This is a genomic window from Chryseobacterium sp. CG10_8 (assembly GCF_058117085.1).
In genome coordinates, this window is the sequence record NZ_JBYVEB010000034.1 from 17,757 (window position 1) to 29,346 (window position 11,590).

The following is an 11,590-nucleotide window of genomic DNA, read 5'->3' on the forward strand; positions in this document are numbered from 1 at the left end:
GGTTAAAGGAAATAAAAATCCCCGCAATTTGCGGGGATTTTTTTTGGCTTTATTTTATTACTTTTGCGTATTCAATTTCAATACATGAAGAATTATGTTTTTTTGTTTCTATTATTCGTTCTTAGCCTTAATGCGCAGGAGCGTAAAAGAATGGATGCTCCGAAACAAAAGAGTCCAGATGATTCCATCGTTGTAGATTCTGGAAAGCAGGATTCGTTACAGATTTTTAAGCCTACCATCTACGATTATCAGTTTCAAAAACATTTTGGAGAGAAAAGGATTCTTGATACGACGCTTTCTAAAGAAAAAACATACGTCTATTCGCAGTACAACAACAGAGATAATTTTGGTAAGATACAGTTTGCTAATATTGGTTCTGGATTTAATCCGTTGGTCTATGAGCGTAATGCGGAGCAAAACCTTAGTCTTCTCCCATCCAATAAATCTTACGGTATTATAGGTGCTGCTGATGTCATCTATTACGACGTAAAGACCCCTTCAACACTTTTTACCTATCATAATGGTGTCAATAATGGAGCTGCACTCAAGTCTGTCTATACTCAAAATATTGGTAAACGTTTTAATTTTTCGGTAGAGTATATGGGGTTGAGATCAGAAGGTTTTTACAAAAATTCTCTTGCTGCTAATAATAATACTATATTTACTGGTCATTATACTTCTAAGAATTCTAAATACGAACTTTTTGCGCATTATCTTAATCAGAATGTTAATAATGAGGAGAATGGAGGTATTACGGATTTAAATGTGTTTTTATATGGCAGTGACACCGCTGGTAATCCAGAAAATTTGGACGTTAATCTAGAGAATTCTAGTACCACTTTCGGTTATCGCAGATATTTTTTGATTCATCAATACGCACCTTTTAATTCTGAGAAATATCCGTTCAAAATTAGACATCAGATCTCACATCAGGGTAACAAATACTATTTTAAGCAAACAGGTTTAGAATCTTATTACTACGATTCAGCAAGTGATTTGGTTTCCGGGTATTTGTTAACCACTGGAAAATATTCTAAAAATTTCAGTAATATTTTTTCTTTGGTTTTTGATAAGAAAGAATTTAAGCTAGATGCTGGTTTACGATACCAGATGCTTTCTTATGGAGTGTATGACGGTGTTGATGTAGATAATATCTATATCCCAAGTAAAGTCAAAGAAAATCGATTGGGAGCAGTAGGTAATTTGGAAATGAAACTTTTTGGAAAATTTCAATTAAAATCTCATCTTGAATTCTCCAATGGAAGCAAATTTGGTAGCTTTCTACAATCGGACAATGTCGTCGATTTCGAACCGATTAAAGATTACAAACTTCAGGTGAAAGCCAATTTTCAAACAGTTGCACCAAGCATTAATTATATAATTAATTCGTCTGCATACAAGGATCTAAATTACTATTTTACAGATTACAAAAATCAGTCGATTACAGAATTGGGTGGGACTATTTCTTTGAAGTGGTTTGATACTAGTATTTTTGCTAATTATTTTAGGATTGATAATTACACCTATTTTGGGCAAGATCAAAAGCCTTATCAAAGTGGAAACTCCGTAAATGTTTCGCAAATAGGGGGTGATGCAACCTTCAATTACAAGAAATTTTACCTAAATACCCGAATGTTGTTTCAGAATACTTTGACTGAGAAATCACTATATCCAGCTCCCCAATTTGTGGGTCGTGCCAATATCTATTATCAGAGAAAGGCATTTAAGAATGCGGCAGAGATCCAGACAGGATTTAAAGGATATTATTTTTCTAAATTTGATTCGCGTGAATACTCTCCAGTACTCAATGAATATATTTTACCAGGAAGTTCTAGTTATGCAATTGGAGGGAAGCCAGTGATTGATGTCTACTTTAATATGAAGGTTAAGAGGATGTTTTTCTATATCGAAGGACAGCATCTAACTGAACTTTTCAAACAAAATAAAGTTTATACGTTTCCATATTATCCCTTGTACGATTTTCGTTTAAATGTAGGCATTGTGTGGTACCTAATTAGTTAATACGACTTTGAAAGTTTTAGAAAAAATACCATTCACTTCAATTGATTCCATCCCGGGATTGATTAAGGATTTTTTGAATCAAAAAATTGAGGGTTTTGAGACTCAAACTTTTTCGATTCCGCATTTTGCGATGCAGATAGAAAAGAAGAGGGAAAGCTTTAAGCAAGATCAACGGAATTTACTACAAAGCGTGTTGAAGGAGCAACATTCTGCGCTCTATATTTCTGAAAAGCAGCAGCAAAATATTAACTTTCTTACAGAAGGCAATACCTTTTCCGTTACCACGGGACATCAGTTGAATCTTTTTACGGGGCCAGTTTTTTTTATTTATAAAATTTTGCAGACCATCAAAACGACTGAGTTTATGAAGTCGCATTTTTCCAATAATCATTTTGTTCCAGTTTTTTGGATGGCGTCAGAAGATCATGATTTTGAGGAAATTAATCATTTTAAAACAAAAGAGCATCATTACGAATTGCAAGCAAAATCTGGTAAGCCCGTAGGTGAAATAGTGATCGAGGATGACAATTTTATTTCTCGTTTTACCGAAGATTTCAAAGATTTCACGTTTGGAACCGAGTTAATCAAAATGATGCAGGAAGCTTATCAAAAAGGGAATACACTTTCACAAGCAACCAGAATCCTTGTTAATCGATTGTTTTCTGATGATGGGCTCTTGATTTTGGATGGTAATGACTCTCGATTGAAGGCTCAGATGAAGGATATCTTTCATGAGGAATTACTTGATCATTCGCTTCAAAAATATACTCAATCCGAAGTTGATAAACTAAGGAAACGTTATAGCAAAGTTCAGGTTAATCCCAGAGTGATTAATCTATTTTACCTAGATGGTAACCGAAATCGAATAGATGAGAAAGGTTCGGATTTTCAATTGATGGAGGACGGAAAGGTAATTTCCCGTGAAGAAATACTTCGTCAATTAGACTCTCATCCAGAAAGATTCAGTCCTAATGCTTTGATGAGGCCAATTTATCAAGAGAGGATTTTGCCAAACCTTGCTTATATTGGTGGTAACGCTGAGGTGATGTACTGGTTGGAGCTTAAAGATTATTTTGGACATTTGGAGATTCCTTTTCCGATTTTGATTCCACGAAATTCAATGCTTTTTTTAGATTCTAAAACGGTAAATAAAGCAGAAAAACTTGGACTAACGATTCAGGACTTCTTTCGAAATTTCGCAGAGGTTTCTAAGAGTAAAATTATTGAAAATCATCAAATTGCGGCACTCTTAGATGAGTTAGAAGCTACTCTTAAAAATCAATTTGCTGTATTAAATCAACAAGCCAAGACTACCGAACAAAGTTTTGGGAATATGGTCAAAGCTGAAGAAGTTCGCCAAACGAAGTCATTTACTCGTTTTAGAAAAAGGCTATTAAAAGCTGAAAAGAGAAAGCAGGTTGAGCTTTTGGAGCGTCTAGAACGCATTTTTGCAGAGGTGCATCCTGGCAATTCGTGGCAGGAGCGAGTGTACAATTTTTCCGATTTTTTTGCTGAGGAAGGAAAGTCATGGCTTGAAACTTGTTACCAACAGATGGCTGTGGAAACTTCACAGTTGGTCATCTTAGAAAATTAAAAAGAAAAAACTATTTTTGTCTATTGAAACTATAATATGAAAAAGATAATTCTAACCCTATTTTTAGGTGTTATTGTGCAGATTTCAGCACAACAATCCCATACTGTTGCAAAGGGAGATACGCCGTATTCGATTTCAAAAAAATACGGAATCAGTCTTAGTAAATTGTACCAACTTAATCCAGGGATGGAAAACGGAACTTTGGCTCTAGGACAAGTGGTTAGATTAGATGCAAAAGCTCCAGCTTCATCTAGTACTACCACTGCTACAAGCAATAAATTTGGATATATTATTCTGCAACCAAAGCAGACCATGTATGGTATGACCAAGCAATATCATGTAACAGAGGAGGAGGTGAGAGCTTGGAACCCTGAGTTGATGATGCAAATCGGAGAACGAGTTAAATTACCTTTGGATAAAATCACAAAGTATGGCAATGGTCAGCCTATTGCAACGGATGAACCTGAGGTAAAACAGCCTGTAGTTACTCAGCCTGCAAAGAATGATAACAATTACAACACCTATACTACAACCGGTGTTTCTGATGATAATTATTTGATTTACAAAGTGCAAAGTGAAGATACGACATTTGGTATTGTAAACAAATTTGGGGTTACATTAGATGATTTGATTAAACTTAATCCTGAACTTTCTTCGGGACTGAACCAGGGGATGGATCTTAAAATTAAGAAAATAGATCCTGCTTATTCCAAAAAGACGGGAGACGAACTTCATGTTGTGCTGATGCTACCTTTTGGATATGATACTGGTGATACTAAGTTCAGAGCAAGATCAACGGATTTTCTTTCGGGTGCTAAATTGGCTATCGAAAGAAATGCGAGAAATGGCCAAAAGCTGAACATTAAAGTTGTTGATGCAGGTAACGAAGTTTCTTTCAAGAACTCTTTAACTCAGATTAATCGAGATAATACAGATTTGATTATCGGTCCTTTCTTTAAATCAAATGTTATTGAAGTTTTAGAATATGTCAAAGACAAGAAGATTCCTGTTGTAGCGCCGTTTGCTAATTCTGAAGAATTGTATGGCTATAGTAATCTTATCATGACGGAAACTAATGAGAACACCTATGCTGATCGTATCGCAAGGGAAGTTTCTGATATTTATGCTAATCAAAAGATATATATTGTTTCAGGTAGTAACACGCAATTAGCTAATTATCTTCAAGCACAACTAAATAAAATTCTTAAAAATCCACAAATTGTAGGTGTAAAAACAGCTTCTGAAATGGCTACAGATACCAATATGATGACTGGTAACACTGCTCCAATAATTGCGATTTTGGCAGGTGATAAAGACGAGGATGGAGAACGCTTTGCAACTAAGTTGATTGAACTTTCATCTGAGACGGAAGGGATTAAAGCTTTTAGCCTTTTTCATCATGGAGATTTTGATAAGAAGAAAAGTGATTTAGGGAAAGTCAATTTGGTTTATATCAGAGATATTAAGATTAATGAAGATGGCAGTTTTGAGAGAGAAGTACTCTCGGATTACAAAGAAGAATATTGTAAAACACCATCAAGATTTGCGGTAGTCGGATTTGATGTTGTTAATGATATGTTGAGCAGAGAAAACAGCAAAGGTGAGATATTTAAGCAGATTCAAAAGGTTCAGAATCAGTTAGCTTCTAAGTTCGAATTTCAAAGAACAAAGAACAACGGGGCTTACATTAATACCGGTTATATTGTAGAGAGATTGAATCCTTAATTTATCATAATATTTTTTTGTTTACTTTTGCAACGTTGAAATTTTAAAAAAAAATACTAATGAAAGCACTAGTTTTTCCAGGTCAGGGATCGCAGTTTGTAGGTATGGGCGAAGAGCTTTACAGTACAAGAAAAGATATTAAAGATCTTATGGAGTCTGCAAATGAAATTTTGGGATTCAATATTTTGGATATCATGTTTAAAGGCAGTGATGAAGACCTCAAAAAAACTGAAGTTACTCAACCTGCTATATTTATTCATTCGATTGCGGCGCTTAAGGCGACGGATACGCTTGGAGCAGAGATGGTTGCAGGTCATTCTCTTGGAGAGTTTTCAGCTTTGGTTGCTAATGGTGTTTTATCATTTGAAGATGGATTGCAACTCGTTGCTGAAAGAGCAAAGGCAATGCAAGAAGCATGTAATATTAATCCAAGTTCGATGGCGGCGATTCTAGGTTTAGATGACGCTGTTGTTGAAAAAATTTGTGCCGAGACAGAAGGAATCGTAGTTCCTGCTAATTATAATTGTCCCGGACAATTGGTTATCTCAGGGGAAACTACTGCTGTTGAAGCTGCTTGCGAAAAATTGAAAGAAGCAGGAGCAAGAAGAGCTTTACTTCTTCCAGTGAATGGAGCTTTTCATTCGCCTTTGATGGCTCCAGCTCAAGATAGATTGGCTAAAGCTATTGAAGGAACCAAATTTAGAAAAGCAAGCATTCCTGTTTATCAAAATATTACTACAACCGCCGTTATCGATTCTGAAGAGATTAAGAAGAATCTAATCGCTCAGTTAACTGGACCTGTAAAATGGACTCAGTCGGTTCAGAATATGATAAAAGATGGAGCATCCAAGTTTGTTGAAGTTGGACCGGGCAAAACGTTACAAGGATTGATTAAAAAGATCAATTCGGAAGTAGCAGTATCTTAATTATTATTGCATGGAAAGCGGTACTTTTTTTTCGCATGGAAAATTACTTTTGACCGCAGAATATGTTGTTTTGGATGGTGCCTTAGCACTAGCGGTACCTACCAAAGCAGGACAAAATTTAACATTCCAAGAAGTTGATGACCAAAAGTCTACAATTTCTTGGAATGCTTTTTTTGGGGAGCAGCTTTGGTTGAAAGCTTTCATCAATTATCAAACCTGGGAGATTATAGATACTAATCTAGAAGAGGAAGCTCAATTTCTTGTAAGGCTTCTTCAGGATATACAAAGCAAATCTCCATTACGAATACAATCAGATATTTCTTATCATATCCGTACTCAATTAGAATTTCCTCGAAATTACGGATGGGGAAGTAGTTCTACATTGATTAACAACCTATCAGTTTGGGCAGGAATTGATGCTTTCGAACTAAACGAAAAATTTTTTAAAGGAAGTGGCTATGACATTGCCGTCGCGCAATCCGCTTCTACGATCCTGTATCAAAGACAACCAGAACGAAAGTTTCAAACAATAGACTTCAAACCAGAATTTGCTTCAGATTTAGTTCTAATTCACTTAAAACAGAAGAAGAACAGTAGAGAAGCAATTTCTCAATACAGAAATCGACCTAAATCCGACCTTTTAATTTCTGAAATTTCCGAGATAACAAAGCAAGTTATAAAGAGTACCGATTTAACATCTTTTTGTGAGCTTTTAAGCCATCATGAGAAGCTTCTTTCAGATTTTTTGCAGATAAGTACAATTAAGGAAAAGTTATTCCCAGAATACGGAGGAATGATTAAAAGTTTGGGAGGTTGGGAAGGAGATTTTATTCTAGCTTCAAAATTTGGTGATTACAAATCTTACTTCGAAGAGAGAAATTACGATGTACTTTTGGATTATAATGATGTAATTTATTGATATTCTTTGCTTTAGCTTTGATGCCGTCTAGTGACTAATATCATAATAGAGGAAGGCCTAAAAATTCGTAAATTCGTTACGCTAAATTTAAAGAATTGAAATTTTATTAAATATGAAAAACATTAAAATTATCCAAGAGTTACACGATTTAGGAATTACAGGTTACCATGAAGTAGTCTACAACCCATCTTATGAAGAATTGTACAAAGCTGAAATTTCTGAAAAGAACAAAGGTTTTGAAAAAGGTGCAGTTACAGAATCTGGTGCAATGGCTGTTAAAACTGGTATTTTTACAGGTCGTTCTCCTAAAGACAGATATATCGTAGAAGACGATGTTACAAGAGATACCATCCATTGGGGAGATGTTAACTTTGCTACAACGCCACAAATTTTTGCTTCTTGTAAAGAATTGGTTTTAGAGCAATTATCTTCTTCTAAGAGACTATATGTAGTAGATGCTTTTTGCGGTACTAACCCAGATACAAGATTGAAAGTAAGATTCGTAATGGAAGTTGCATGGCAAGCTCACTTCGTGACTAACATGTTCATCAGACCTTCTCACTACGAATTAGAAAACTTCGGAGAGCCAGATTTCGTTGTAATGAACGGTTCTAAAACTACTAACCCTAACTGGAAAGAACAAGGATTAAATTCTGAAAACTTCGTAATGTTCAACCTTACTGAAAGAATCCAAATTATTGGTGGTACTTGGTACGGTGGTGAAATGAAGAAAGGTATGTTCGCAATGATGAACTACTATCTTCCATTGAAAGGTATGGCTTCTATGCACTGTTCTGCTAACGTAGGTGAAGATGGTGATGTTGCTGTATTCTTTGGTCTTTCTGGAACTGGTAAAACTACCCTTTCTGCAGACCCTAAACGTTACCTAATTGGTGATGATGAGCACGGATGGGATGATAACGGTGTATTCAACTACGAAGGTGGATGTTATGCAAAAGTTATCGACTTAACTGAAGAAAAAGAACCAGACATCTTCAGAGCTATTAAGAGAGATGCATTATTAGAAAACGTGGTTGTTAACGAGTATGGAGAAATCGACTATAACGATAACTCAATTACTGAAAACACAAGAGTTTCTTACCCAATCTATCATATCAACAAAATCGTTCTTCCTTCTAAAGCAGGACACGCTAGCAAAATTATTTATCTTTCTGCTGATGCATTTGGTGTATTGCCTCCGGTATCTATCTTAGATGATGCTCAAGCTCAATACCACTTCCTTTGCGGATATACATCTAAATTAGCTGGTACTGAAAGAGGAATTACTGAACCAACTCCATCTTTCTCTCCTGCATTTGGTGAAGCTTTCTTATCATTACACCCAACAATGTATTCTAAAACATTAATTGGAAAAATGAAAGAGCACGGAGCTAAAGCTTATTTAGTAAACACAGGATGGAATGGTACTGGTAAGAGAATCTCTTTGAAAGATACAAGAGCAATTATCGATGCTATCCTAGATGGATCTATCGACAAAGCTGAAACTAATACAGTTCCAATTATGAACTTATCTTACCCTACTTCATTACCAAACGTTTCTCAAGGTATCCTAGATCCTAGAGCAACTTATGCTAATGTTACTGAATGGGAAGAAAAAGCGAAATCGCTTGCTGCTAAGTACATCAAAAACTTTGAGCAGTATTGTGATACAGAAGAAGGTAAAGCATTGATTCCTGCTGGTCCTCAAATCTAATTTAGATTCGCTTTATAGTAAAAAAAACTTTCAACCACGGTTGAAAGTTTTTTTTTATGTTTATGATTCTGCTGTCAATTTTTGCAGGACAATCTCGGTTTCGACTTTTAGTTCTTCGATTTTTCCATTGTTGTAGATAATGAAATCCGCTCTTCGACATTTATCTTTTTCAGGCATTTGCTTATCCATGATGTTTTCGACTTCACGATAAGTTTTTCCGTCACGATCCATAACACGTTTGATTCTCATGTTATCTTCAGCGGTAACCAAAATAGACTTGTAGCAATCTTTTTCAAGATTTAACTCAAATAAAAGAGCTGTTTCCTTAAAAACAAACTCAGCGTCTTGAGCATTAATCCAGTCGTTGAAATCAGATTTCACTGCTGGATGAATAAGACCATTAAGTTGTTGCAAAAGCTCATCGTTTTCAAAAACGAGACCAGCGACATATTTTCGATTGTATAATCCTTCGCTGTCGTACGCATTATCACCTAAAAGCATTTTAATTTTTGCTTTCAGTTCATCATTGTCGTTGACAATATTTTTGGCGCGAGTGTCAGAAAAATAGACAGGGAAGCCAGCTTCCTCAATGAAATTTGCAACAGTGGACTTTCCAGAGCCAATACCTCCAGTAAGACCGATAATCTTCGGTTCGGGTTCCGATTTTTGAGATTCGGAAGATAAATTTTCCATGATTTGAGTTGAAATTTATTCAAAGATACTAAATTCTGAGATTATTGAGCAATATTCAATAGGTGAAGAGCGGTAAGTGATTGGTAATCAGTAATGATCATATTATTTTTCGCTTATCACTCATCGCTCATGTTTAGTATCCAAAAACTTCATTAAAGCTAAAGGTTTGGTCAAGTTTCACGCCTTTTTCGGTCATCTTAAGTGAAGCCAATTCGTGATGAGCATCATGTTCTAAAAAAAGCAAATAATCGTTTTCTACCGCTTGTTTCAAAAATTTATCTTTTTCTTCCATTGTCAACAAAGGTCTGGTATCATAACCCATGACATAGACCAATGGAACATGGCCTGCCGTTGGAATAAGGTCCGCCGCGAAAACAATCGTTTTATCCTGATATTGAAGCACAGGAAGCATTTGTTTTTCTGTGTGTCCATCCATAAAAATGATATCCATTTTCAAGTCGGGATAGAAGCTGTAGTTACCAGTTTTAGGAAGCGGAACGAAATTAAGTTGTCCACTTTCCTGGATAGGAAGAATATTCTCTTTTAGAAAGCTCGCTTTTTCGCGTGGATTTGGTTCTGTTGCCCATTTCCAATGATTTTCGTTGCTCCAAAATTGTGCGTTTTTGAAGGCTGGACGATAACCTGATTTTTCATCATTCCATTCGATGGCTCCGCCACAATGGTCAAAATGCAAGTGAGTAAGGAAAACATCCGTAATATCATCTTTTACAAACCCGAATTTTGCAAGATTTTTCTCTAAAGAATCATTCCCGTAGAGTGAATAATGGCCGAAGAATTTCTCATTTTGTTTGTTTCCTAAACCGCAATCCACCAAAATCAGTTTTTTTCCATCCTCTATCAAAAGGGAGCGCATTCCCATGTCAATAAGATTATTTTCGTCTGCTGGATTAGTCTTTTGCCAAAGAGATTTCGGAACCACGCCAAACATAGCACCGCCATCTAATTTGAAATTTCCGCATTGTATAGGATATAGTTTCATAATGATTGGGTATTATTGGTTATTTCCGGATGATTATTTTTGCTTCAAAACTTTAAGCACCGCTAAAAGCATGTCAGAGTTCATCCGTTCTCTGTAATCTGGGTTAATATATTCAAACTGAATTTTTCCTGTCGTATCCAAAACCATAACAGTTGGCACAGGAAGCACATCTGCTATTTCTCCTTTTTGGCCTTTTGATGGGATATAAGTTTTATATTTTTCTGGCATTTGAAAGGCCAATCCCATATTTTTAATTAACGTTCCCTTTGGGTCAGAATATAGTTGGTATTTGATATCATCCGCTTCTTCTGTCGCTTTCAGGTTTTGATAATCATCTGGACTTACTGCCACAATCTGATAGCCTAGCTTAATAATTTCACTTTCAACTTTAGCAACGCCAGCCAATTGAGCATTACAGTAAGGGCACCATCCTCCACGATAGAAAATTAACACTGTAGGTTGTTTAGCTAAAACTTCGGTTAATGAAATATTCTTCCCCGAAACATCTTGCAAAGTTGCAACAGGCAAAATCTCTCCAATTAAAAGCGGTGAAATGTCTTCTGCCTTCTCAGGTATCTGCGCATTAAACCCTAAAACAAAAGTCAGAATAAATGTAAAGCCTAAAAGTAGTTTTCTCATAATTAAATTTATAAACATTTTTATTATTTACAAGTATCTTCTTTTAAACTTATTACTTCCAAATTATCATTCCCTAAATTAATAGAATTTTCGAAATCTTTGCAAGCTTCATCTTTTTTGCCTAAAAATTTTAACAATTTTCCTCTTTCGAAAAAACCATTGCCGTCATTCACTATTTTGAGATATTCGTTATAGTCATTTAAAGCTAAGTCATATTTTCCAACCTTTATCCTTAAAGCTGCTCTATTAAAATAATTTTTTGGATTAAATTTTGGATCAAGGTTTAGTGCTGTGTCTAAATCCTTTATAGCCAAATCGTCATTCCCAATTTGATTATACGCATATCCTCTTAAAGTAT

General features: G+C 35.5%; 10 protein-coding genes. 6 read left to right on the plus strand and 4 right to left on the minus strand.

All coding sequences use genetic code 11. The features are described from left to right. The first annotated feature begins 84 nt into the window (after positions 1 to 84). The 6 genes from AC4AGG_RS07555 (at position 85) to pckA (ending at position 8,900) form a co-directional block, all read left to right on the plus strand. Positions 85 to 2,022 carry a putative porin gene (locus tag AC4AGG_RS07555; protein WP_489771386.1) on the plus strand — a complete coding sequence of 646 codons (1,938 nt, stop codon included), beginning with the start codon at positions 85 to 87 and terminating at the stop codon, positions 2,020 to 2,022. Between the two features lie 7 nt (positions 2,023 to 2,029). Then, positions 2,030 to 3,616, plus strand: a complete 1,587-nt coding sequence (bshC, locus tag AC4AGG_RS07560; protein WP_489771387.1) for a bacillithiol biosynthesis cysteine-adding enzyme BshC — start codon at positions 2,030 to 2,032, stop codon at positions 3,614 to 3,616. Positions 3,617 to 3,652: 36 nt separating this feature from the next. After that, a complete protein-coding gene (locus AC4AGG_RS07565; protein ID WP_489771388.1) occupies positions 3,653 to 5,341 on the plus strand; it encodes a LysM peptidoglycan-binding domain-containing protein in 1,689 nt (562 codons plus the stop codon). A gap of 59 nt (positions 5,342 to 5,400) precedes the next feature. Next, positions 5,401 to 6,267, plus strand: coding sequence for an ACP S-malonyltransferase (gene fabD / locus AC4AGG_RS07570; protein ID WP_489771389.1), 867 nt, complete (start codon positions 5,401 to 5,403; stop codon positions 6,265 to 6,267). Positions 6,268 to 6,277: 10 nt separating this feature from the next. Beyond that, positions 6,278 to 7,186 (plus strand): GYDIA family GHMP kinase, encoded by a 909-nt coding sequence (locus AC4AGG_RS07575; RefSeq protein WP_489771390.1) that lies wholly within the window; start codon positions 6,278 to 6,280, stop codon positions 7,184 to 7,186. Positions 7,187 to 7,298: 112 nt separating this feature from the next. Further along, on the plus strand, positions 7,299 to 8,900 hold the full coding sequence (gene pckA / locus AC4AGG_RS07580) for a phosphoenolpyruvate carboxykinase (ATP) (protein ID WP_489771391.1): 1,602 nt from the start codon (positions 7,299 to 7,301) through the stop codon (positions 8,898 to 8,900). A 60-nt stretch (positions 8,901 to 8,960) separates the two neighbouring features. On the opposite strand, the gene coaE is transcribed toward pckA, so the two are convergent. The 4 genes from coaE to AC4AGG_RS07600 form a co-directional block, all read right to left on the minus strand. Next, on the minus strand, positions 8,961 to 9,593 hold the full coding sequence (coaE, locus tag AC4AGG_RS07585; protein WP_489771392.1) for a dephospho-CoA kinase: 633 nt from the start codon (positions 9,591 to 9,593) through the stop codon (positions 8,961 to 8,963). Between the two features lie 133 nt (positions 9,594 to 9,726). Next, on the minus strand, positions 9,727 to 10,593 hold the full coding sequence (locus AC4AGG_RS07590; protein WP_489771393.1) for an MBL fold metallo-hydrolase: 867 nt from the start codon (positions 10,591 to 10,593) through the stop codon (positions 9,727 to 9,729). 33 nt (positions 10,594 to 10,626) lie between these two features. Further along, entirely contained in the window at positions 10,627 to 11,232 is a 606-nt protein-coding gene (locus AC4AGG_RS07595; protein WP_489771394.1) for a peroxiredoxin-like family protein, read from the minus strand. Positions 11,233 to 11,255: 23 nt separating this feature from the next. Continuing rightward, the coding region (locus AC4AGG_RS07600) for a tetratricopeptide repeat protein (protein WP_489771395.1) at positions 11,256 to 11,590 on the minus strand (335 nt) is incomplete at its 5' end.

Bases quoted from the DNA above. Each gene is read 5' to 3' on its own strand.
- AC4AGG_RS07555 (WP_489771386.1), top strand. From the start codon at position 85: ATGAAGAATTATGTTTTTTTGTTTCTATTATTCGTTCTTAGCCTTAAT.
- AC4AGG_RS07565 (WP_489771388.1), top strand. From the start codon at position 3,653: ATGAAAAAGATAATTCTAACCCTATTTTTAGGTGTTATTGTGCAGATT.
- fabD (WP_489771389.1), top strand. From the start codon at position 5,401: ATGAAAGCACTAGTTTTTCCAGGTCAGGGATCGCAGTTTGTAGGTATG.
- AC4AGG_RS07575 (WP_489771390.1), top strand. From the start codon at position 6,278: ATGGAAAGCGGTACTTTTTTTTCGCATGGAAAATTACTTTTGACCGCA.
- pckA (WP_489771391.1), top strand. From the start codon at position 7,299: ATGAAAAACATTAAAATTATCCAAGAGTTACACGATTTAGGAATTACA.
- coaE (WP_489771392.1), bottom strand. From the start codon at position 9,593: ATGGAAAATTTATCTTCCGAATCTCAAAAATCGGAACCCGAACCGAAG.
- AC4AGG_RS07590 (WP_489771393.1), bottom strand. From the start codon at position 10,593: ATGAAACTATATCCTATACAATGCGGAAATTTCAAATTAGATGGCGGT.
- AC4AGG_RS07595 (WP_489771394.1), bottom strand. From the start codon at position 11,232: ATGAGAAAACTACTTTTAGGCTTTACATTTATTCTGACTTTTGTTTTA.